This is a genomic window from Sphingobacterium kitahiroshimense (genome assembly GCF_025961315.1).
In the GTDB taxonomy this organism is placed as follows: domain Bacteria; phylum Bacteroidota; class Bacteroidia; order Sphingobacteriales; family Sphingobacteriaceae; genus Sphingobacterium; species Sphingobacterium anhuiense.
Window position 1 is genome coordinate 4,267,895 of sequence record NZ_JAOQNK010000001.1, and the last position, 23,889, is coordinate 4,291,783.

The 23,889-nt window shown below is 35.2% G+C and carries 22 protein-coding genes; 11 read left to right on the top strand and 11 right to left on the bottom strand.

Going from position 1 to position 23,889, the window contains the following annotated elements:
- Window positions 1–27 precede the first annotated feature (27 nt).
- Together M2265_RS18625 and M2265_RS18630 are read right to left on the bottom strand one after the other, a co-directional pair.
- Window positions 28–750 (bottom strand): DUF1080 domain-containing protein, encoded by a 723-nt coding sequence (locus tag M2265_RS18625; protein ID WP_165905862.1) that lies wholly within the window; start codon window positions 748–750, stop codon window positions 28–30.
- 100 nt (window positions 751–850) lie between these two features.
- Complete coding sequence (locus M2265_RS18630; protein WP_132769364.1) at window positions 851–1,372, bottom strand: NADPH-dependent FMN reductase; 522 nt, start codon at window positions 1,370–1,372, stop codon at window positions 851–853.
- A 228-nt stretch (window positions 1,373–1,600) separates the two neighbouring features.
- Between M2265_RS18630 and M2265_RS18635 the strand changes: the two genes are divergently transcribed.
- The 5 genes from M2265_RS18635 (at window position 1,601) to lepB (ending at window position 6,413) form a co-directional block, all read left to right on the top strand.
- A complete protein-coding gene (locus M2265_RS18635) occupies window positions 1,601–2,398 on the top strand; it encodes a ParA family protein (RefSeq protein ID WP_132769363.1) in 798 nt (265 codons plus the stop codon).
- A gap of 1 nt (window position 2,399) precedes the next feature.
- Window positions 2,400–3,326 (top strand): ParB/RepB/Spo0J family partition protein, encoded by a 927-nt coding sequence (locus tag M2265_RS18640; RefSeq protein WP_021188018.1) that lies wholly within the window; start codon window positions 2,400–2,402, stop codon window positions 3,324–3,326.
- A 1-nt stretch (window position 3,327) separates the two neighbouring features.
- Window positions 3,328–4,050, top strand: coding sequence for a DUF5683 domain-containing protein (locus M2265_RS18645; RefSeq protein WP_132769361.1), 723 nt, complete (start codon window positions 3,328–3,330; stop codon window positions 4,048–4,050).
- An 84-nt stretch (window positions 4,051–4,134) separates the two neighbouring features.
- Window positions 4,135–4,881 carry a 4-hydroxy-tetrahydrodipicolinate reductase gene (gene dapB / locus M2265_RS18650; protein ID WP_132769359.1) on the top strand — a complete coding sequence of 249 codons (747 nt, stop codon included), beginning with the start codon at window positions 4,135–4,137 and terminating at the stop codon, window positions 4,879–4,881.
- A 107-nt stretch (window positions 4,882–4,988) separates the two neighbouring features.
- On the top strand, window positions 4,989–6,413 hold the full coding sequence (lepB, locus tag M2265_RS18655; RefSeq protein ID WP_132769357.1) for a signal peptidase I: 1,425 nt from the start codon (window positions 4,989–4,991) through the stop codon (window positions 6,411–6,413).
- Between the two features lie 45 nt (window positions 6,414–6,458).
- Here lepB and M2265_RS18660 read toward each other — a convergent pair whose 3' ends face one another.
- Window positions 6,459–7,175 carry a pyridoxine 5'-phosphate synthase gene (locus M2265_RS18660; protein WP_021188016.1) on the bottom strand — a complete coding sequence of 239 codons (717 nt, stop codon included), beginning with the start codon at window positions 7,173–7,175 and terminating at the stop codon, window positions 6,459–6,461.
- Window positions 7,176–7,292: 117 nt separating this feature from the next.
- Between M2265_RS18660 and cdaA the strand changes: the two genes are divergently transcribed.
- A complete protein-coding gene (cdaA, locus tag M2265_RS18665; RefSeq protein WP_021188015.1) occupies window positions 7,293–8,087 on the top strand; it encodes a diadenylate cyclase CdaA in 795 nt (264 codons plus the stop codon).
- A gap of 47 nt (window positions 8,088–8,134) precedes the next feature.
- Here the strand turns inward: cdaA and M2265_RS18670 are convergent, their stop codons facing one another.
- From M2265_RS18670 to M2265_RS18695, 6 genes are all read right to left on the bottom strand, one after another.
- Window positions 8,135–8,983 (bottom strand): DUF2911 domain-containing protein, encoded by an 849-nt coding sequence (locus M2265_RS18670; protein WP_132769355.1) that lies wholly within the window; start codon window positions 8,981–8,983, stop codon window positions 8,135–8,137.
- 114 nt (window positions 8,984–9,097) lie between these two features.
- Complete coding sequence (locus tag M2265_RS18675) at window positions 9,098–10,825, bottom strand: DUF4091 domain-containing protein (protein ID WP_132769353.1); 1,728 nt, start codon at window positions 10,823–10,825, stop codon at window positions 9,098–9,100.
- A gap of 69 nt (window positions 10,826–10,894) precedes the next feature.
- Entirely contained in the window at window positions 10,895–12,190 is a 1,296-nt protein-coding gene (locus M2265_RS18680; RefSeq protein WP_021188012.1) for a sugar MFS transporter, read from the bottom strand.
- 331 nt (window positions 12,191–12,521) lie between these two features.
- Window positions 12,522–12,941, bottom strand: a complete 420-nt coding sequence (locus M2265_RS18685) for a hotdog fold thioesterase (RefSeq protein ID WP_132769351.1) — start codon at window positions 12,939–12,941, stop codon at window positions 12,522–12,524.
- Window positions 12,913–13,461, bottom strand: a complete 549-nt coding sequence (locus M2265_RS18690; RefSeq protein ID WP_132769349.1) for a DinB family protein — start codon at window positions 13,459–13,461, stop codon at window positions 12,913–12,915. The genes M2265_RS18685 and M2265_RS18690 overlap by 29 nt, the downstream gene beginning before the upstream one ends.
- Window positions 13,442–14,671, bottom strand: coding sequence for a sensor histidine kinase (locus M2265_RS18695; protein WP_132769347.1), 1,230 nt, complete (start codon window positions 14,669–14,671; stop codon window positions 13,442–13,444). Before M2265_RS18695 ends, M2265_RS18690 begins: the two co-directional genes overlap by 20 nt.
- Before the next feature lie 161 nt (window positions 14,672–14,832).
- On the opposite strand from M2265_RS18695, the gene gltX reads away from it, so the two are divergent.
- Window positions 14,833–16,359, top strand: coding sequence for a glutamate--tRNA ligase (gene gltX, locus M2265_RS18700; protein WP_132769345.1), 1,527 nt, complete (start codon window positions 14,833–14,835; stop codon window positions 16,357–16,359).
- Window positions 16,360–16,417: 58 nt separating this feature from the next.
- On the opposite strand, the gene M2265_RS18705 is transcribed toward gltX, so the two are convergent.
- Together M2265_RS18705 and dapF are read right to left on the bottom strand one after the other, a co-directional pair.
- The gene (locus M2265_RS18705; RefSeq protein ID WP_021188008.1) at window positions 16,418–19,303 is read right to left on the bottom strand and encodes a DEAD/DEAH box helicase; all 2,886 of its coding nucleotides are present in this window, start codon (window positions 19,301–19,303) and stop codon (window positions 16,418–16,420) included.
- Between the two features lie 171 nt (window positions 19,304–19,474).
- On the bottom strand, window positions 19,475–20,257 hold the full coding sequence (gene dapF / locus M2265_RS18710) for a diaminopimelate epimerase (protein ID WP_132769343.1): 783 nt from the start codon (window positions 20,255–20,257) through the stop codon (window positions 19,475–19,477).
- Between the two features lie 243 nt (window positions 20,258–20,500).
- On the opposite strand from dapF, the gene M2265_RS18715 reads away from it, so the two are divergent.
- The 4 genes from M2265_RS18715 to M2265_RS18730 all read left to right on the top strand — a co-directional run bounded on the left by M2265_RS18715 (window position 20,501) and on the right by M2265_RS18730 (window position 23,881).
- Entirely contained in the window at window positions 20,501–22,048 is a 1,548-nt protein-coding gene (locus M2265_RS18715; protein ID WP_132769341.1) for a Do family serine endopeptidase, read from the top strand.
- A gap of 105 nt (window positions 22,049–22,153) precedes the next feature.
- A complete protein-coding gene (locus M2265_RS18720; RefSeq protein WP_132769339.1) occupies window positions 22,154–22,588 on the top strand; it encodes a low molecular weight protein-tyrosine-phosphatase in 435 nt (144 codons plus the stop codon).
- Window positions 22,589–22,771: 183 nt separating this feature from the next.
- Entirely contained in the window at window positions 22,772–23,119 is a 348-nt protein-coding gene (locus tag M2265_RS18725) for a hypothetical protein (protein ID WP_021188004.1), read from the top strand.
- 9 nt (window positions 23,120–23,128) lie between these two features.
- Window positions 23,129–23,881 carry a peptidylprolyl isomerase gene (locus tag M2265_RS18730; RefSeq protein ID WP_132769337.1) on the top strand — a complete coding sequence of 251 codons (753 nt, stop codon included), beginning with the start codon at window positions 23,129–23,131 and terminating at the stop codon, window positions 23,879–23,881.
- Window positions 23,882–23,889 lie beyond the last annotated feature (8 nt).

Below are 23,889 nucleotides of genomic sequence, written 5' to 3' on the forward strand. Positions count from 1 at the left end.
AGAGCAGGATTACCTGCTCTTATTTTTTTATAATACCTTAATTTTGATGTTACGAAAAGAAACTTCATCAGTATGGTTTTGTAAGGCAATTTTTCCTTTTTGGAATTTACCGAAATCTGGATAGTTCTTCATATTGGTACCAGCGACAAGATCTTTCCATTCCTGGGTGTTGGTTTCGTTTTCGAATGTTAACTTCCCATTTAACCAAAAGCTTACTTTTCCCTTGTTCTGTACAATTCTAGATTGATTCCATTCGTTGTAGGGATTAGGTTTTGAATTGGATCCTATGCCCTTTATTGCGTACAACGATCCAGCCCAATGTGTTGAATCTGTTTGATGCCGCGGTTCCGCATTGGCATTATCTAAAAGTTGCATTTCAAGTCCTGTAACAAATGTAGCGTCATATTTTGGATCCTCTTGAACATCTATAAATACGCCGCTATTGCCACCTTTGGCAACTTTCCAATCAAATTTTAAGTCAAAGTCTTGAAAAGTTTCATTCGAAACTAAATCTCCAAATACACCAGTTTTAACAGTGGGGTCGCAAAGTATAGCATCATCTTTTACCACCCATTTAGAGGGTTGATTCCCTTGGTTGTAAATATGCCAATTGTTAATATCTTTTCCGTTAAAGAGAAGTTGCCAACCCTCTTCTTTTTCGATTGCACTTAGCGTATTATGTTCTGTAGTTTGTTTGCAAGACCATAGTAAGCCAATGGATAATAGGAGGTATGTAATTTTTAATTTCATATGATTAAGTTTTGGGCAAAATACAAATATTTGCGCTTTTATTGAATTAAAACACAAGAGCCAATGCGTGTAAGCATTGGCTCTTGTGTTTTGTAAATTTTTAAAAATGAATAAGTTCATCTATTTGTTCATGAATGGCATTCCTTGTTTCAATATGCACAAATGTATTTTCTTCGCTTATTTCATTTTGAATATGAGGTAAAAAAATTTTTAATGGTAAAACATGCATACGTAAGTAATTACATATTCCGGTTAGATGATCTATCCCTCTTAAATTACCATAGCGTCCCGATGAAATACCAACAAGAGCCGCTTTTTTATGGCAGAAGCTAATTGGGAAAGTACAGGCGTCAATGAAGACCTTGAGTACGCCTGGTATACTGCCATTATACTCTGGTGTGATAAAAATAAATTTATCGGCTTCAGATACCAACTGTTGTATCTTTTTAAACTGGTCACTTCGTTGACCATATAAATCTGAGACTATAATATCTGCAGGTAGATTTGTTAAAGGTAGTATTTGACAGCTTTCACCGCTTTTTTGTATGTAATCTTGATAGTATTGTGCAACTTTTAGCGTCTTACTTTTGGGTCGATTCGTCCCCGAAATTATTAAAATCATTGTCTAGTTGTAACTTATAAAAACCCAAGGAACAAAGTGGATGTATATCCTGATTTTTTGTATCTTAGCATCTTGAGGATCTATTCCTTTAGATGCTTTCAAAAGTAAGAAATATGCATGATTTAAGTGTTTTTTTGCGTGGAAGAATTTATGAATGAACAGAATAATCCTTTTTTGTGACTTTAGGGGAACAAAATGACATTTTATAAAGAAAGAATTTCATTCGAAATGGGTAAAATTATATCAATTGCAAATCAAAAGGGTGGTGTTGGTAAGACGACAACATCAATCAATCTGGCAGCTAGTTTAGCTGTTTTAGAATATAAAACCTTATTGGTTGACGCTGATCCACAAGCAAACTCTACTTCTGGAATTGGATTTGATCCAAGAACCATTAAAGAAAGTATCTATGAGTGTCTGGTAAATGATCTAGATCCACGTGATGCTATTCAAGCTACTGAAACTCCTAATTTAGACTTATTACCTGCTCATATTGACCTGGTAGGTGCTGAGATCGAAATGATTAATATGCACGAACGTGAGTATAAGATGAAAAAAATCTTAGATCAGGTAAAGGATGATTATGATTTTATCATTATTGACTGCTCTCCTTCACTAGGTTTAATTACGATTAATGCTTTATCGGCTTCAAATTCAGTTGTAATTCCTGTTCAATGTGAATATTTTGCATTAGAAGGGCTAGGCAAGTTGTTGAATACAATTAAAATTGTTCAGACACGTTTAAATACTAGTTTGGAAATAGAAGGTATTTTATTGACCATGTACGATGTGCGATTACGTTTGTCTAATCAAGTTGTAGAGGAAGTTAAGACACATTTTACTGATTTGGTATTTGAAACGATTATCCAGCGAAATACGCGATTAAGTGAGGCGCCAAGTTTTGGTATTTCTGTGATTATGCACGATGCATCCTGTAAAGGTGCAATCAACTATTTAAATTTGGCCAGAGAAATTTTACATAAGAACGGACATCTAAAAGAATTAGATTCAACAGTTACAATATAATATGGCAGCACAACAGCGAAAAACAGGTCTAGGAAGAGGATTAGGTGCCTTATTAAACGATAGTGCCGATATCCCTGAAAGAAATTCGGAGGTAGAAACATCCCGGGTAGAATCTGCTACAAAATCAAAAGAATCTGGCAATATTAGTACAGTTAATGTGGATACGATAGAAATGAATCCATTTCAACCCCGTACTGATTTTGATCCACAAGCGCTACAGGAACTGTCTGAATCGATCTTATTGCAAGGTTTAATTCAACCTATTACTGTTAGAAAAATTGGTGAGAATGCCTACCAGTTGATTTCTGGAGAACGCAGATACCGTGCATCAAAATTAGCTGGTATTACCGAAATTCCGGCATATATCCGGACAGCGAATGACCAACAGATGTTGGAAATGGCACTGATTGAAAACATTCAACGTGAAAATCTAAATGCGATTGAAGTAGCATTAAGTTTTCAACGGATGATTGAAGAGTGTAATTTGAAGCAAGAAGAATTGGGAGAACGTGTAAGTAAAAACCGTTCTACCGTAACCAATTATTTACGCTTATTGAAATTGCCTCCTGTTATTCAAGCAGCGATCCGTGATGGAGAGTTAACGATGGGACATGCACGTGCGCTAATTAATGTGGGAGAGGTAGATAAGCAATTGTATATCTTTAAATTGATCGTTGACTTAGGATTGTCTGTTCGCAAGGCAGAAGAATTGGTGCGGGAGATTCAAAATGGCAATAAAAAGAAAGCACAAAAAGATAAGAATGTACCTAAATCATTTCAGTTTCAAAAGATTGAAGATGATCTGGCATCTAAATTTTCATCTCAGGTTAAGTTAAATTTGAAAAGTGCAAAAGGAAAAGGTGCGATCGAAATTCCTTTTGAGTCTGAAGATGATCTGAGCCGTATTCTGGAATTATTAGACTGGTAAGATGTATAAAATAATCAGTTTATTCTGTTCTATATTTATCTTTTTTGCTGCGCAGGCACAGAAAGTTGATACAAAGGATAAAGTTGCTTTAAAAACAGTTACAGCAACAGATTCAACGAAAAAAGTATCGGCAGTGCAGGATACAACAAAAAAAGAGAGCCGTAGGGAACGAAAAAAAAGAGAGAAGGCTGAAGAAGAAGCAAAAACACCCAAAATCTTTAAAGATTCAACACGTCTTGCTATTGAAGCCAAAACCGTTACCGCATGGAAGCGATCTTTAGTTTTGCCAGGATGGGGTCAATATACCAATAAGGGATTATGGTGGATCAAGGTTCCTGTAATTTATGGAGGATTTGCAACCACGGTACTTGTCTTTGACTTTAACAACCGTTTTTATAAAGAACTTCTTGATGAACTTGATTATCGTTTTGAATTTAATCAGAAGAAAAATCCGTTGTATTTTAACGCTTCAGATCAAGGTCTTATCAGTGCAAAAGATTATGCACGGCGTAATCGAGATTTAATGGTGCTTTTAACTGTGGGGTTATACGGGTTGAATGTGGTTGAAGCCTATGTGGACTCAATGCTAAAGAATCGATGGAGTGTAAGTTCTGAAAAGGTCGCATTTTCCATTAGGCCAACTGTACTTCAGGGCCCATCAAATAGTTTTGCATTTAATGCCGTTCCAACTATGGGACTGAAATTATCCATGAAAATAAAATAAAAATTATATAACTTAAAGCTGTATTTGTGCGCTGTCGCATAGATTTATTTGGTCTTCTTTATTTAAATATGATCTGAAATAGATATGAAAATAGTATTATTCGGCTACGGAAAAATGGGCCAAATCATAGAAAAATTTGCTCAAAAGAGGGGGCATGAAATTCATTTGATCGTCAATAGCGAAAATCGTAATCTCATTACAGTGGATGAACTGGTTGGTGCAGATGTTGCAATTGACTTTGGTGTTCCACAGGCAGCGATAGCTAATATGGAACTTTGCTTAGAAGCAAATCTTCCGATTGTAATGGGTACAACAGGCTGGTATGAACATCTTGATACGATCAAGGAGAAATGTCTCTCTGTGGATGGGTCTATCTTATATGGTTCTAATTTTTCGATCGGTGTAAATATCTTTTTTCATATCAATAAGATGTTGGCGAGAGCAATTCAGCCTTATAAAGCTTACGATGTACAGGTTGAGGAAATTCATCATATCCACAAATTGGACGCACCAAGTGGAACTGCTATTACAATAGCGGAGGGTATCCTGAACAATAGCGACACTAAAACTTCCTGGGTTAATTCTGTCGTTGGCGATGGAGAAGAGGAGGTTATTCCGAAAGCAGATCAATTGCTAATAGAGAGTCATCGTATTGAAGAAGTTCCAGGAACTCATACTGTTGTATATAGTTCTGAAGTGGATCAAATTGAATTTAAGCATACAGCACACAGTCGTGATGGTTTTGCTTTAGGTTCAGTAATTGCTGCTGAATGGTTATTTGGAAAGCAAGGATTCTATCAGGTGACAGAAATGTTTGATTTTAATCGGTAACTAAGTTGCCGATTTTGCATTAAAAAATAAGGATTCTGTAACGAATCCATAGTCTATTATACTAATTGAAATATTAGATTATTAAACAATAAAATTTTAAGAAGCTTATGTGGTATATTATTTTTGCGGTCTTAACAGTAGTTGCTCATTACGGGCTTTGGAAATTATTTGTTAAGGCAGGAAGACCGGGATGGGAAGCATTAGTTCCTTTTTATCGGGAATATGTGATGGCTCAATTGACAGGTCGTGCAAAATGGATTGTTGTTCTTTTGCTAGTTCCAATCGTAAATATTTTTATTTTCTATGGATTGTATTTGGACCTTATAAAGGCATTTGGGAAAAGAAGATTCTGGGAAAATACGGCAGCAGTTTTAGCTCCTTTTATTGTATTGCCTCTTTGGGGTAACGATCCTCTAGTAAAGTATTTAGGAAATCCAAATTCAGAGGAATTTAAAAAGAAATATTTTTATAAAAAATCAATGGCCCGCGAATGGGCAGATGCGATTGTTTTTGCAACAGTTGCAGCATCCTTAATTCGTGGTTTTTTGATTGAAGCGTATATGATTCCAACTGGATCCATGGAGCGAACATTGTTAGTCGGTGATTTCTTGTTCGTTAGTAAGTTGAATTATGGGCCTCGTATTCCAATGACACCTTTGGCATTTCCTTTTGCTCATCATACGATGCCGCTAACAGGCGGAAAAGCTTATTCCGAACTGATCGAACTTCCTTATAAACGTTTACCTGGTTTTCAGGATATCAAAAGAAATGATGTCGTAGTATTCAATTATCCTATGGAAGCCGATGCTCCTTACAACAGACCCGTTGATAAACGTGAAAACTACATCAAGCGTTGTGTAGGGATGCCTGGAGATGAAGTTTCAATGGCAAATGCAGTATTTTTTGTAAATGGTAAGCCTGGTTTTAATCCGCCAGAAGGACAATTAGATTATATTGTAGTAACGGATCAATCTGGTTTGGATCTGCGTGTGATGAAAGAAAAACGATTAGAAATGTCTGATACCGGACAACCTAACATTTATCAAGTTTTTATGACAGCAGATGAGGCTGCAATGGTCAAAGGTTGGATAAATGTAAAGGAAGTTGTTCCCAATATTCGTAAAGCTGGAGAAAATGAAGATGGAACTTTTCCTCATGTTGCATCTCTGAACTGGAATTTTGACAATTTTGGTCCTATTAAAGTTCCGAGTAAAGGATGGACAGTTCAATTAGATAGTGCAACAATGCCACTATATGAACGTGCAATCACTGTTTATGAAGGTAATAAATTAGAAAATAAGTCTGATGGTATTTATATTAATGGTGTAAAAGCTAATTCTTATACTTTCAAAATGAATTATTACTGGATGATGGGTGATAATAGACACAATTCATTAGATTCTAGAGGATGGGGTTTCGTGCCGGAAGATCATATAGTGGGTAAAGCATTATTTACCTGGTTAAGTCTTGATGAATTGGGATCGGGACTATCGAAAATAAGATGGAATAGAATATTCAAAGGAATAGAATAAACATAACAACAAAAGAGGCTTAACATTTGTAAAGCCTCTTTTGTTTTATTTAAGTGCGTTTAAGTATCTTTTTATCGTTTCTTCTAAGCCTAAGTACAGGGCATCAGCAATTAGAGCATGTCCTATGCTTACTTCTAACAATCCGGGAATATGTTCGTTAAAGTAAGTTAGGTTATTTAAATCTAAATCATGACCAGCATTAATGCCTAATCCTACCTCTCTCGCTTTTAATGCGGCATGAAAATAAGGTTTGATCGCTTCATCTCTTTCATCTAAGAATGCTTGAGCATATGACTCTGTATAAAGCTCAATTCGGTCAGTACCCGTTTCTGCTGCTGCCTCAACCATATCTTCATCTGGATCCACAAAAATAGAAACTCGAATACCTTGATCTTTAAATAGTTTGCACATATCAGTCAGATATGCCTTATTTTTAATAGTATCCCAACCATGATTCGAAGTAATCTGTCCCTCCGCATCAGGAACTAATGTTACCTGAGCAGGTTTGTTCGCCAAAACAAGATCTATAAATTTTTGTTCCTGACAATTACCTTCAATATTTAATTCTGTTTGAATATTGGCTTTTAAGTCAAAAACATCTGCATAACGGATGTGGCGTTCGTCAGGTCTTGGATGTACAGTAATTCCATTTGCACCAAAACGTTCACAGGCTAGAGCAGCTGCTAATACATTTGGATTATTTCCGCCACGAGAATTACGTAGGGTAGCAATTTTATTGATGTTTACAGATAATGCAGTCATGTTGATTTCAATCTTTAAAGTAAAAATACAAAACAATTTGCATGCTTACTCATATTAGCAACAATTTGCTTGATAAAGAACAGATTCTTAAATTGATTTTTTTTAACTTGCATCTATATGGAAGGATTTGATTACAGCCTTTTTAGAGGTTTCCGCTTGCTCGATGTTATCGATATTATTTTAGTAGCGATTATTATTTACTATGTGTATAGTTTGATACGCGGGACCATTGCTGTTAATATATTAATAGGTGTCGCATTATTCTACGGAATATATATAATTGTTAAGCAGATGCATATGCGCTTGCTGACGGAAATATTTGGGGGCTTTATCTCTGTTGGTTCTATTGCCTTGATTGTTGTATTTCAACAGGAGATCCGGCGTTTCCTGTTACATATAGGGAAAAACATTTCGATGAAGCGAAAGAAGATCTTATGGTCCTTTTTGGTTAGCAAACGTACTGTTGCAAAAGATAATTCTGAACACATGAGACCTATTATTGAGGCATGTCGTAGCATGTCAAAATCCCGTACGGGTGCGCTATTGGTTTTTTCTAAATATTTTGATGAAGAATACTATCAAAGCAGTGGTGAGTATATTGATGCACATATCTCTAAGCGCCTAATAGAAAGTATTTTCAATAAGAATAGCCCTTTACATGATGGAGCTGTAGTTGTTGTTGATTTTAAAATTATGTCAGCTTCTTGTATTTTACCTTTATCAGATAGCGAAGATCTGCCTTTGCAATTTGGCTTACGACATCGTGCCGCGATTGGGGTGACAGAGGTATCTGATGCTGTCGCTGTTATTGTATCAGAGGAAACGGGTGAAATATCTTTTGCAAAAGATGGCAATGTCAATATGAATATTACACATGAGGAACTCGCAGAATTGCTGAAAGAAGAATTATAAAAAAACGCCACTTTTTTCGAAGTGGCGTTTTTTATAGCATAATATTATTATTTACCAGCTTCTTGGATCACCTGGTTATTTAATTTAACGTACTCAGCATTATTCCCTTTTTGTGCAATTTCTACTCCTTTTTGAGCTGTTGCAATTGCACCTTTTTTATCGCCAGATTTTAATTGAATTTTAGCTTTCCAATAACGAACATATGGTGCATCAGGATTTTCTTTTTCAGCCTCATTTGCCCAAGCTAATGCTTTATTAAGATCTAAATTATTACTTAGGTAAAATTGTGCAGCTTGTAGATAAGGTTTTTTATCACCTTTCATTGCTTGATCAATATTAGCTAAAATCTCCTTCGTTTGATCGGTTTTAATTGTAAATTTCGTGTATGTGTTTTCCCAAGCTAATGATAGTGTAGCCGAATTAGTTGTTACATTTTCAAATTGCATGGTAAAAGTTTCTACCTTATTAGAAAGCTTTGTGGATTTTACATTAAAACGAACTAAATCATCTTTCTTATCGTAGGTATAGGCTCCCCACTGATTACTGTTTTTTGTTAATATGATTGTCCAGTCACCTTTAGTTGGGATAGTTAAAATACCATATGTTCCTGCAGGAACCTTATTTCCTTCTATTGTAACTTCTTCTTCAAATTTAATAATAGGAAGGTTATTAGCACCTGTTCTCCAAACTTCATTGTAAGGAACCAAATTACCAAAGATAACACGACCGTTTATGTTCGGTCTTTGGTATGTAAGCGCTATGTTTTTAATTCCTAAACCTTGAGTAATCGAAGTCGTACTACTTGCTTGCGGCAATTTTACTTGAGCAAAAGAAGTTGTAGAGATACTAAATGTGAGTACCGTCGCGGCGCACAGTGTTAAAATAGATTTTTTCATTTTGGAAACGTTTAATTTTTCCTAATTTACTCGTAAAAAATCAGAATAAAGAATTTTGATTATTAATAATAAGAGCCGGTAAATCATCTTTATCGGCTCTTATATTCTATATTTTTATAAACTGTTTAATATTTTTTGTGCTTCTTTCACTTGGTTTGGTATTGCTTTTTGATTGATATTTTTATTTGTGAATCCAGCAATGGCATCATTCAATTTCTGTAATTGAGATGCTTTTAACTCTTTTTTCAAGATTCTTATTTTTTCAGCATCCTGAATCCCTTCAATTAATTTTTCGAAACGAATAGAAGTCATATTATCAGGATAAACAAAATAGGTGTCGCCACCTAACCACGTTCCATAACGTGTATCTTGATTAGGATTTGAATTCCAGCAGTCAAATGCCCATCTTAAATAACCATCAAAACCTCTTTGAACACTGTGCCACGCTAACCACGTTGCTTCTTGATATCCAGAATTAGTAAAAGTGTTCGGGAATATTTCTGAACAGCAAGTGTAAACAGTGGTTTTGTAACCTTTTTCCTGACGGGCTTTTAATACATCTGGAGCCATATCTTCTCCTAGAGTAATACTATAATCTGCAAATTCATTCGAAATTTGTGGATGATATCCACCGGCAAGAGATGATTTGAATTGGGGATCAGCTTCTTTGATAATAGCAATAGCACGTTTCATATCTTCCTGGGGTCTTTCATCCATGGCAATGGTTGTCCATTCGAAGTATCCTTTTTGTTTAAGGTGTTTTGCGAAATCTTTTAAAAGAGGTAACCAATGTGCTCTATATTTTGGATCATCAGTTTTTATTTTTAAAATTTCATATTTTCCGGTGTTTTCATCAAAATATTGGAAATTCATATTCCATGGAATCATGCTATAACAATTGATATATTCTGAAATTCCAATTTCACGCATGAAACTTACCCATTTATCAAAAATACTGTAATCATATGACCAAGAACCGTCCTTCTTTTTAGTCCATTTGATCATAGCTTGGTATTTATCATACGTTTGACCATTCCAAGGATCGTTGATGATACTTGCAGTGATATTTTTCTGACCAGCATCGCGTAACCTTTCATAATATGGTTTCATGACACTGAAGTGTGCAGGAGACCATAGCTCGACGTTATGATGCCGAGCAATAGAGTAAGGGTTTTGCCATAGATCTAAATGATAAGCCCAATCTTTTGCTTCAGGAAGTATATGTGATAATACCTCTACTGTATAAGGAATAGTGGTGTTATAATTTGTACCTTTTAGTGTAAGTGATCCTTTATAGATTCCAGGAGCTGCATCACGAGGAACTTGAATACTTAACCAGAGGGGTCTCGTGGTATTTTTATCATATTCAAAACTTGATTGATTAGTGATACGGTCTGCAACTAAAGCGGAATCTAGTATTTTACTGATACCGCAACCATTTTTTAAATCTCCAGGAAGGTCTGTCATTACATAAGAAATATACCCAGTAGTAATATCTTTTGTTCCGATTTCCTGCCCTTTGCTATTTTTTAACGGTGAAGAACTCACTTCAATTTTATCGTGATTTTGGTTACTCCAAAAGACTAATTGTGTATGTACTTTCTCACCTCTCCAAGCTTTTGTAATCCATGATTTACTTAGTGTTTCTAGGGTGGGTGGGTTTCTTTTGGAATAACTATAATCAGCTGTGCTAAAAGAAAAATTATTATTCTCTTTTAGACTGTTCCATTTTTCAGTTGTTTGAGGGGCTTTTGGATCTTTCAGTTCATTTATTCTCTGGGAATAGCCCTGTTGTGTATAAACGAATAGACCAAATAGTAAACAATAAAACGATTTTTTCATATTTAGGTGGATAAGAAAATAGCGATTATTTCTTAAAAATAATCGCTATTTGATTGTAATTAGTATTTTTTATTTCTGTCCGACTCTGTGGCCCTTTGTTGCGAAGTATAAGATATACAGATAAGCAGGAACCATAGCATAAAGAAATGCATGTTGAAAGTCAACATGTAAATTATCTTTTAAGTAACCATAAATTAGAGGCCAAATAGCTCCTCCGGCAATACCCATAATCATGATGGCTGATCCTGTTTTAGTAAAACGGCCTAGACCTTTAATACCTAGTGGGAAAATAGCAGGCCACATTAAAGAATTGGCAATACCTAAAAGGGCAACGAAAATGAATGAAGTGATTCCAGTTGTAAATACAGAAATAACAGTGAATAAAATACCAACAATAGTACAAACTCGTAATGCTAATTGTTGAGAAACAAATTTTGGTATTGCAATAATACCAACAATGTAACCTAAAAGCATACATCCTAATGTGAATGTTGTCGCATAGGTAACTAATGCACCATGGATATTTAATTCTCTTGCATAAACACCAATAATATCTCCAGCCATTACTTCTACAGCAACACAGAAAAAGATAGCTAAAGAGCCTAAGAATAGGTGTGGGAATTGGAATACACTTGTTTTTTTCTCTTTAAGAATAACTGCCCCATTCTCATCAGTATGTTCTTCTTCTGCATTTACATCCACCTCAGGTAAATGTGTTATTTTAATAACGATCGCAAATAAAACGAAGATAACAGCTAACGTAATGTATGGTGTATGTACGCGTTGTAATAAAGAATCTAGAATGGCATTTTTAGCTTCCATATCTACCGCGGCATCCAATTTAGCTGTTATAGCAGAAGAATCTTTTAAGAATAATGTACCAAATATTAATGGAACAATAATACCTGCAGATTTATTGAAAAAGCCAGCAATAGATATTCTTTGTGCAGCACTGTCAATAGGGCCAATGATACTTAAATATGGGTTAACAGCAGTTTGTAGTAATGCCATTGCAGAACCTTGAACAAAAATTCCTGTTAAGAAAAGAATATAGCTTCTACCATCTGCAGCAGGAATGAAAATTAAAGAACCAACTCCAAGTAAAATTAAGCTGAGAACTAATCCATTTTTAAAACCAATTTTTTTCAAAATCCAAGAACTTGGGATTGCTAAAAAGAAGTAAGCGATGTAAGAAGCAAATGTTACAAAAAAGGCTTGTAAATCTGTTTCTAAATTACAGGCAATCTTTAAGAATGGGATAAGTGTTCCATTTGCCCAAGTGACAAATCCTAAAATGAAGAATAAGGCACAACACATAGCCATGGGGCGAAATGCTGTTTTTCCTGAATTTGGTTGAGAATTCATTTTTTTAGTATCAATTAATTGTTTTTTAGATTATAAAATTAGAAAATAATGATTTTTATAGTGTCTCTATTCAAGATGTGCTTACACAATCGATTGATATTGGTTTATAATAAAAAATCATGCTTTCCATTACAAGACTAATTAAATAAATTCAATATAGGAAATAAAAAGAAGTGGTTTTTGAGATTATTTAGTAATATTTTCATTAGAAAAAAGGAGCATTATACCTAGTATAATACTCCTTTCTTGTAAAAACCGTATTTGTAAACCAATCCAGTTGGCTTCATTTATATTTAAGACAAGTAATAAGAATAAATGTTTTAAAATAATTTTATTTTGGTATAATAGCGACTGTCAATCTGGAAATACAATTTAAGTTACCCGATTCATCTGCAATTCGTACATCCCAAATATGAGTTTGTTTGCCAATGTGTACGGCTGTACAAACTGCGGTTACTAATCCTGTAGCAACTGGTCTTAAATGATTAGCATTAATCTCCAATCCCACGCCTTTATAAATATCTGGATCAATAATCAGATTGGATGCGATACTTCCTATTGATTCGGCTAGTACAACAGATGCTCCGCCATGCAGGATTCCAAATGGCTGTCTTGTTTTGTCATTCACGGGCATCGTTGCAGTAATGGAATGACTATCGATTGCCGTCGCTTTAATTTCGAGCAGACCGGTCATATATTGAGAGAGGATACCGTTTATCTGCTTAATGCTGTAATTCTGAAACCAAATCATGGACATTGTTTGAGTTGAAATAACGCTCTTGAATAATTATGCGGTGATGATTTAGGTGTCCGGCAATCACATATAATAAAGCTTTTACACTTGTAAGTCTTTCTGACGCCATTCCTTTTCTCTCCAATTCTGCCTCATTGAAGTTTTCGAAAAGAAACATATTTGCTTTTCTAAGATGTACAAATTCTTTACTTAGAGAGGCTAATGTGCGTTCGCTATATCTTGAGTTTTGGATAAAGTATTCTTGATCATACCCCAAAAGTTCTTTCATATCATTTCGAGAGAAGCGCAGGGCACGGTAAGCCATAATACGTTCATTATCCAAAATATGCCCTATAACCTCTTTAATAGACCATTTATCTTCAGCATAACGGTAATCGCCTTTTTCTTCAGGTATGGTATCTAGGAACGCTGGAAAGGATAAAATTTGTTCTTCCAGTACTTCCATGACATCGCCGACAACGGTCTCAATGTACGTGGAATACACCGCTGGGTATTCATCAGATTTCAGTGGGTTCATATGTTAGATTACTTTTTAATATTATTCTAAATGTTGTTCCTTTTCCTATTTCCGAGTCTTTGACAAAAATGTGGCCTTGATGATAATGTACCATTCTTTTGGTTAAACTCAGTCCCAATCCCCACCCTCGTTTGCGCGTGGTGAAACCTGGTTGAAATACCGTTTCAAAATTTGATCTGGGAATTCCTTTACCTGTATCACTAATGTCTATAAAAATTTCCTCTTTCGCAATATTTTCAGATATTTTAACAGTTATCTTTCCTTCTGATGCAATTGCGTTAACGGCGTTTTTCAGAAGATTCTCAATAATCCAATCAAATAAGGGAATGTTTAGTTTCGCTTCAACATGTTTGTCACCCGTGAGCTCGAAGAGAATCTTGTCACTTGTTCTTACTTTGAAGTAACGAATGTAAGCGGCTATCACCTCATAAACATTCGCATTGTGAAGAACAGGTGTTGAACCAATTTTGGAAAAGCGATCGGCGACGATTTCTAAACGTTTAATGTCATTTTCCATCTCATTTAAAGTTTCGTCATCTTCTGCATCGAACTTTAATTTAATAAGCTCAACCCAGCCCATTAATGAAGAAATCGGTGTACCGAGCTGATGAGCAGCTTCCTTAGTCAAACCTACCCAGACTAAATTCTGTTCTGATTTTCGAATAGAATTAAAGACGGTATATCCAATAATTAGAAAGATAGCGATTAATGATAACTGAATATAAGGAAACACACGAAGTTGTTGTAGAAACCAGGAGTCTTTGTAATATACCATCCATTTTGCTCCATTGTCTAAATTTAAAATAATAGGAGCATGGCTTTTCTTCATGAAATTGAGTTGCTTCTCAAAGTAATGTGGATCGTAATCCAAATGATGGTTCGAGCTATCTTTTGCTGTTGTTTTAATGTTGGTTTTGGTCGAATCTAAATCCCTCCAGAATACAATATTATCCTTTTCATCGGTAATGATTGCAGGAACTGCTAGACTATCTCTTACCGAGTAGACGAACGTTATAAATTCATCGTCAACATCTGGCATGGTCATAATACTTTTTGTACTCATTGCCCATACTTCTGCTTTTGTTCGCTCTACCTTTGATAAATTTCGAACAAGGTAATTTGTGTACAAAAGCGAAGCCGCCGCGATGATGGCCGCGAAAATAAGCAAGAAAAATTTCCAACGTTGTTGGTTGTATTGATACGGATTCATATAAGTGATCAGGAATCTTGTTGCCGCAAATTAAGTAATTAAATGAAATTTACCTTTATCGGCAACATTTATCTATTCATAAACTCCCTGTTTTATTATTTTATTGTGGTTATCAGTGCTATAGTTTCATTGAAATGAAAATTTTGTGGTAATTTTGTGTCATGAGTTCTGAAAGAAAAGTAAGAGTGCGTTTTGCACCAAGTCCTACAGGTGGATTGCACCTTGGAGGAGTTCGTACAGCTTTATTTAATTATTTGTACGCGCGTAAACATCAAGGAGATTTTATTTTGCGTGTTGAAGATACTGATCAGACACGATTTGTTGCTGGTGCAGAAGAATATATTAATGAATGTTTAGCTTGGTGTGGCTTAACACCAGATGAAAGTCCTCTTAAAGGTGGCGATTTTGGACCCTATCGTCAAAGTGAACGAAAACCTTCTTATCGCCAATTTGCGGAACAATTGATAGAAAAGGGATATGCTTATTATGCATTTGATACTTCGGCTGAATTGGATGAACAACGAAAAGAACAACCGAATTTCCGTTACAGCCATGAAAATAGATTGAAACTTAGAAATTCATTAAGTTTATCACAAGAAGAAACAGCAGAACTATTAGCCGCAGGTACACCCCATACGGTTCGTATCAAAGTACCAACAGATGAAACCGTTTCTTTTAATGATATGATTCGTGGACAAGTAAGTTTTGATACTAATCTTATTGATGATAAGGTTTTGTTAAAAGCTGATGGAATGCCTACTTATCACTTAGCTGTTGTCGTCGATGACAAAGCAATGGAGATTTCTCACGTTTTCCGAGGGGAAGAATGGTTACCTTCTGCTCCTGTACATGTTTTATTATGGGAATATTTAGGATGGAATGATGAAATGCCAAAATGGGCACATTTACCATTAATATTGAAGCCCGATGGTAATGGTAAATTGAGTAAGCGTGATGGTGACCGATTAGGTTTTCCTGTGTATGCTATGAATTGGAAAGATGCGCAATCAGAGACTGTAACGCAGGGATTCCGTGAAATGGGATTTTTGCCGGAAGCATTTGTCAATATGTTAGGTGTACTGGGATGGAATGATGGCACAGAACAAGAATTGTTTTCTTTAGATGAATTGATCGCAAAATTCTCGGTAGAGCGTATTAGTAAAGCTGGAGCAAAATTTGATTTTGAAAAGGCGAAATGGTTCAACCATGAGTGGATCAAAAAATCGTCTAACGAGGATTTATTGCCACAGATTAAAGCCCTGTTAACATTGCATAACGTGCAAAAGGTAGACGATCATTTTGTTACTGAAGTTTTAAGTGCAGTGAAAGAGCGTTTGACTTTTGTTTCGGATTTTTGGGAACAAGCATCATTCTTCTTTGTACAACCAGAAAATTATGACCTAGCTGCTGTTAAACCTAAATGGTCTGCTGAGAAAACGGATTTCTTTCAGAAAGTTAATAGCGAATTTGGTAAATTTGAGTCTTGGGATGCTTCAGCATTGGAAGCGTACTTTAAAGGTGCTATTCAGGAGTCAGGCATGAAAATGGGTGAATTGATGATGCCTTTCCGTATTATGTTAGTGGGAGGTAAATTTGGTCCAGATGTGTTCCAAATCGTTTCATTATTAGGACAAGAAGAAGTAATAGCTCGTGTTAATAAAGCTTTAGTAGCTTTTACAGCTGAATAAGAGCACTGATATATATGATAAGCCCCCCATGCGTTGTATGGGGGCTTTTTTTGAGCAACTAACCCAGTAGCTCTTGAATATCTTCTGAAGAGAGTGATTTGATAAAACTTTCTTCAGTGGTAATTAAACTTTGAGCAATGGAACGCTTCCTGTTTTGCATTGCAAGTATTTTCTCTTCGACAGTATCTTTTGAGATGAATTTGTATATAAAGACATTTTTTGTTTGTCCAATACGGTGGGATCTATCAACAGCTTGTTGCTCCACAGCAGGATTCCACCATGGATCTAAAATAAATACGTAGTCCGCTTCAATAAGGTTTAGGCCTACACCGCCGGCTTTGATGGATATTAAAAACAGCTTGGTGTCTTTATCTTCTCTAAATTGACTAACAGCTTCGTCCCTATTTTTTGTGCTTCCATCCAAGTAGGCATAATTAATACTTTTTTTGTCAAAATAGCTTCTGAAAATATTCAACTGCTTGACGAATTGAGAGAAAATCAATACTTTATTACCATTTTGAAGTACTTTTTCAAGTGTTTCTATGACAGTATCGAATTTACCCGAATTGCCTGTGTATTCCTGATCAACCATTTTCGGGTGGTTGGCAAGTTGTCTCAATTTAATCAATCCTTGTAATAATGCGATCTGATTTGATTTTGCTTTTCCTGCGAGCTGATTGTCTAAAATGGCATTACGATATTCCGATTTAACCTTTTCATACAGTTCATGCTGTTTCTCTGACATTTCGCAGTAAAGGACCTGTTCCGTTTTTGGAGGTAATTCCGTTGCTACTTGATCTTTAGTTCTACGTAAAATGAACGGTTTAACTATAGTTTGAAGTCTTTTTGCTTTTTCTTCATCCTTTTTCTTTTCGATTGGTTGAACAAATTCTTTTTGAAAATAAGTATAACTACCCAAGAGGCCTGGATTTGTAAAATGCATCTGTGTCCATAAATCAGAAACTGAATTTTCTACGGGTGTTCCGCTTAATGCTAATTTATGTTGACTTTTTAGACTTTTGATCGCTTTAAATGATTTTGATGTTGGATTTTTAATGTTTTGACTTTCATCTAGGATGATATAGTTGAAGTAAAACTGATTTAAAAATTCCTCATCAATACGAGTGATACCATATGTAGTAATGACCAGATCATACGGAGAAAGCAACTGTGGGTCTTTTAATCTATTATTTCCCGTATGCAGATAAATCTTAAGATCAGGAGCAAATTTAGTAGCCTCATTTTGCCAATTGTAAATTAATGAGGTTGGCAATATTAGTAAAGATGTTCTGACAGCATGGTCTGCTATTAATATTTCTTTTTGATGTTGCAGTAGGGCTAATGTTTGAATAGTCTTACCAAGACCCATATCATCTGCCAAGCATCCTCCAAATTTATATTGCTGTAAGAAATTGAACCAATTGTAGCCAGCCCTTTGATAAGGTCGGAGTTGACCATGAAAATTTTTAGGTAATGGTGCATCAGCGATTTCTTCGAAATCAGCTAATTTTTTTAATTTTCGACTAAAGGTAAGTTCTGTATGTTCACTGATTTCATACAGCAAACCCAGATGAATTTTATTTAATTTTAATTCATTCTTATCCCTAGAGAATTGAAATAAGTGATTGTATTGTGCAAACCACTCTTCAGGTATCATCGCAATCTCTCCATTGGGTAAAGTAAATTCTTTAATGTTATGAAGGATATGATGGCGCAATTGAATAAAAGGAATTTCAAAAGGACCAAATTTTGCGATCGCTTTGATATCAAACCAGTCGTTATCCTCATTGATGGATATATCAATGGAAGTTTGGCCGATGAAGAATTTCTTTTCGGCTACATCCTGAATGATTTCAAATCCTTTTTCCCGCAATACCAAATCATTTTGACTTATCCAATCAAAAATAGAAGGCCGTTTTCCAAGTATTTCTTTTGGCAGTAAATCATTAGAGTGGGGATATAGTTTTTCTAAACCAAGCTCAGTAATGATCTTTGCCTGATTTTCTTCCCAAATAATCGATCTTTTTATACGATGGAAAGTATACAGATCATTTTCCTCATCATATTCCATACGTACATTGACCTTATTGTCTTTTCCAGACGAAAAGATATAAGGCCCATATTGAAACTGCAATTCAACATGCGAATCACCTTCCTCATGATAGATTAATTTTAATATTGGGTTGGCATTATGTTGATGGGTTTTGATCTCAAAGCCTTCAGCATATACATTATATTTCTCTATTAAGCTACAAACAAAAGTTTCAAAATATTTTTTCTCGGTACTTCTGGATACAGATATGAATCTTTTATTTAAAAAAGGGCTGAGTTTTTTCCCCTCTAATTGTTGGTCGAAGTGGAATAGGGTATTGTTTAAAAGTAGCCAAGCTTGTTCATTGACAATGACTTGTGCGTTCTTAAACATGAATTCCATACGATGGTCTTCATATTTAATCGTTGGAAAATAGCGGGTTTCCTCTTCATTTCTTCTAAAATGGAAAAGTACGGAAGCGGGTTGAGGAGCGATCAATAGTTTTTGATCTGCAGGATAACCATCTTTGCTCATGAGGAATATAGGCTTCTCTCCAACAAGGGCAAAGAATTGTAACAATACCTGATCAATTTTTGTTCTTAATAATTCATACAGATTTTTATCAAATACTTTTGAAAAAAAGTCTACGGGTCTTATTGCTTTTTTATGGAACTTTTTAATAAGGCTTGTTTGCTCAATTTCATCTAATAATCGGATTAATTTATAATCCAATTCATCGACCGCTTGCGCATATTCATTGACTGTATTGCTAAATACGCGTTGATATCGAAGTGAATATGTCCCATTTGGATTTAACTTAACCACATGTGGTTCTATTAAATAGCCCAAGTAAGGATGTTCGCAGATTGAATAAACAATTCGGTGTGATGAAGATAACTTTGTTTGTTGCATTAATATATTCGTACCTCTAAAAAGGTTTCTAATATACAGATTAATCTATATGATGTGGCTAAAATTTGTTAATAAATTTATGCTCAATGAACATAAACGTGGATTTTGTTTATGTTCATCAAGTAATATTTGACTTTTTAATAAATTTTTTGGTCAGTCAAAGATGGGGAATTAAATCATTCCTTCGAAAACAAATGTGGCAGGGCCCTTCAGGTAAACTTCTGTAAAGGAAGTTCCGTCTTTAAGAAAGGAAATATACAATTGACCTCCTAATACACGGATAGGTATTGTTATTTGTCCATTTAGATTTTCGTGAAGAGCTATAGTCATCGCTGCTGCAGTTGCTCCGGTGCCACAAGCAAATGTTTCATCTTCAACACCTCGTTCAAATGTACGTAAGAAATATCCGGAGTCGCCTTCTTTTTCGATAAAATTGACGTTGATACCCTCTGTTTTGTAGATCTCATTGTTTCGAATCTCATAACCTGCCTTGAAAACATCTAAATCAACCAGATTATGCATAAACTTAATATAGTGAGGGGAGCCTGTATTGATCACGTATGCCTCTCCATCACGGCTTATTTCTTGAACATCAATCATCTGCAGGTCAATCAAATTATTTTCTAAATTGGCATGATGACTTCCGTCTACTGCCAAAAAGTCAGTTTTGTCAGATATTAATTTGAGATCTCTAGCAAATGCAACAATACACCGGCCCCCATTGCCACACATAGTTCCTTCTCGTCCATCCGAATTGTAATAAATCATCTCAAAATCAAAGTTTTCTTTTTCTTGCAATAACATCAGGCCATCTGCACCGATACCAAATCTTCGGTCACAAAGCTTTTGTATCAAACCCTCATTCTTACTGTCGAAATGAAGCTTTCTATTATCAATTAGAATAAAATCATTGCCGGCGCCTTGGTATTTTGAAAATTTAATTTTTGATTCCATTTGAGTGATTGTATCTAGCAAAATTAACTTTTCTGTTACAGATAACATAGGGAAAGTTAAGTTTTGTTAAAATAGTCTTTCATAGGCTTTAATTAACATTTTTTAACGTGTCTAATTTGCAGAGAATATTGAAATGGTACTAGATTTGAAAAGTATCTGTTATATTTATGTAGAATAAATTTTCGGGATAAATATCAATTTGAAGTATATCATATTTAATAAAAAATTTAGAAGCTATAGTTTATGAACAAAGTAAGTTTAACTTTATTAACAGCAGTCTTCGGTGGAGCCGTAGCCCTTGGGGGTTATAAGCTTTTTGAAAATAAAAAGTTTGAAGGAATGTCTATCGAGGACAAACAGAAAGTATATTTTGCGAACAATCCAACTGGAGTGATGTCCTCAACAGGAAATCCTGATTTTACACAAGCTGCTGCTATTGTGTCTCCGGGGGTAGTTCATATTAAAACAACATATACGAGACAAGCGCCTCAAGGTGGTGGATCGGGTTCTCCTTTCGACATGTTTGAAGAGTTTTTTGGAACACCGCAGGGCCGTGGTCGTCAACAGAGACAGGCACAACCTGTCCAAGCGTCAGGTTCTGGAGTAATAATAACAGAGGATGGTTATATTGTAACAAATAATCACGTTGTGGAGGACGCCGATAAGATTGAGGTTGTCTTGACAGATAAACGTTCCTTTGAAGCAAAAGTAATAGGTCGCGATCCAAATACGGATTTGGCCCTTCTTAAAGTGACGGGTAAAGGTTTGCCTGTCGTGAAGCTAGGGAATTCGGATAATGTCAATATCGGAGAATGGGTTTTAGCGGTAGGATATCCACTGGGATTACAGTCTACAGTAACTGCAGGTATAGTGAGTGCTAAAGGTCGTCAGATTGGGATCTTAGGTGAAAGTCAACAACAACCAAGAGGATATGGAAATCAGGACCAACCTCCTGTGAATTCTTCAATTGAGTCTTTTATCCAGACAGATGCCGTTATTAATAGAGGTAATAGCGGGGGAGCATTGGTTAATGCACAGGGTGAGTTAATCGGTATTAATTCAGCAATAGCATCACCAACAGGGGTTTATGCTGGATATGGTTTTGCAATACCAGTTAATTTAGTTAAAAAAATTGTTGACGATTTTATTGAGTTTGGAAATGTTAAGCGTGGATACATTGGTATTACCTTTACTGAAATTACACCAGAGTTAGCGAAAGAAAAAGGATTTACAGATGTGAATGGTCTGTATGTTCAAGATATCGTTAAAGGTGGAGCTGCTGAAGCTGCAGGAATTCAGAAAGCAGATTTGATTACGAAAATTAATGGTAAAGTGATTACTTCTTCGCCAGTTCTACAAGAAACAATCGGTAGATTACGTCCTGGAGATAAAGTTAAATTAACGTTTAAGCGCGATGGAAAAGAGAAAGAGGTGACGGTAACTTTAAAAGGCGAAGAAATTAATAAAGCTGCAGCTGGTGATAAATCAAGTAAAAGTGCTACCGAAATTTATAATAAGTTAGGTGCTAGCTTCATGCCTGCTTCTAGTGAGAAGAAAAAAGAATTAGGAATTAACTCAGGTGTTGTAGTGACGCAAATAAATAAAGGTGGTGTATTTGAATACTTTGGAGTAGAAAGAGGATTAGTGATAACAGAGGTGAATGGGGTTCCAGTTAATAATGTTGATGAAATTGAAGCGGCATTAGGTAAAACAAAACGTAATATTGTAAGCTTAAAAGGAGTTCCTGAGCGTGGAAGTACTGTTATTATTAATGTTCCTATTGAATATTAATTAGATTTTAGGTTGGTTATGGAAAGGTGGTTTCGGAATCGAAATCACCTTTTTTTAGTTTATATATACCACTTATAATAGCAATATTATCATTATTTTTAAGGCATGAAAATTTTAATGGTTTGTTTAGGAAATATTTGTCGCTCACCATTGGCACATGGTATTCTGAGCCATATGGCAAAGGAAGAAGGTTTAGATTGGACAATTGAATCTGCTGGAACAGGAGACTGGCATATTGGTCAAAGCCCAGACCGTAGATCTATCGCTGTGGCTAAAAAATATGCAGTAGATATTTCACAACAAAAGGCAATGCATTTTAATCCTAGTTTATTTGAAATCTATGATCATATTTTGGTAATGGATCACCAAAATTATAAGGATGTCGTTGCACAGGCATCAACAAAAGAAGAAAAAGATAAAGTTGCTTTATTTTTAGTTAATGATATTGTTCCCGATCCCTATTTTGATGAAAGCTTATTTGAACCTGTTTATAAGATGATCGAAGCTCGTTGTAAAGAATTAATCAAAGCGTGGAAGTAATAATATGAAATGTCTAGAACCCCATATTTTCAGGAGATAGGTACATCTTGCTAATCTCGCGCTGAGATCTACTTGAGGTAAAATTGATAATCTGAATGTACTATGTTTCATATTCACATTTATATATTAGTATATAAATTACAATTTATCTAAGTTTGTCTTTATATCTAAGATTGTCTTTATATGAATGCATCAGAAGTAAATAAGAAATGGGTGATTTTGCAACATGAGATTGCACAGTCATTTGATATGGATCTACCAGATTTAAAAGTGTTTTTATTTCTGATAGGTGTCCAGGAATTAGGGAAAGGACCGCAGACTTTTTCAAAAAGAGAAAAAGAAGAGTTGATGCATATAGCTAATTGCCGCCTTTTTAGTGCAATGGGCTTTTATGAGCTTAAGGGGTTGGACGAACAAGGATGGCCACATTGGGAATTGATTAAGCCTATTCCTAATTATACATTGCTTGAACAAGAGTTGATCATAAAATCATTGATCATTGATTATTTTCAAGAGCTAAATGTAATTTAATAAAACGTAATGAAAAGAATTGTTTTAAGTTTATTTTTTTGTGCTTTATCGATCGTAGTATTTGCTGCAAAGCCTGCGTTTAAATATGTACGTATTCAAACAGATAAAGGAGTAGTTGTTTTAAAATTGTATAATGAAACACCTAAGCATCGGGATAATTTTATCAAATTGGTGAAAGAAAACTATTTCGACAGTTTATTGTTTCATCGTGTTATACAGAATTTTATGATTCAAGGTGGAGATCCTGATTCAAAAAATGCCAAATCAGGACAACTGTTAGGTGATGGTGGTCCAAGTTATACAATTCCTTCAGAAATACAATCGGGATTATTTCATAAAAAAGGTGCTCTTGGTGCCGCACGTGACGATAATCCGGCAAAAGCTTCCTCTGCGTCACAGTTTTACATCGTACAGGGCAAGAAATTTACGAATGCAGGTCTGGATAGTTTAGAAACTTTACGAATGAAAGGCGTAAAATTTACTGAAGCACAACGCACAACTTATACAACCGTGGGTGGTACTCCGCATTTGGATGGAAATTATACGGTATTCGGAGAGCTGGTCAATGGAACGGAAGTTATCGACGCGATTGCCGCTGTAAAAACGGATAAAAATGATCGTCCTTTAACAGATGAGCGTATGTATGTTAAATTATTAACGAAAAGAGAAGCAATTAATTTGGAACGTGAATTAAAGGGTTTAAAACCTCAGAACGGTTTCTTTACAAAGATTGCAGATTTATTTTCTTCTCAAAATTATTAAGCTTCAAA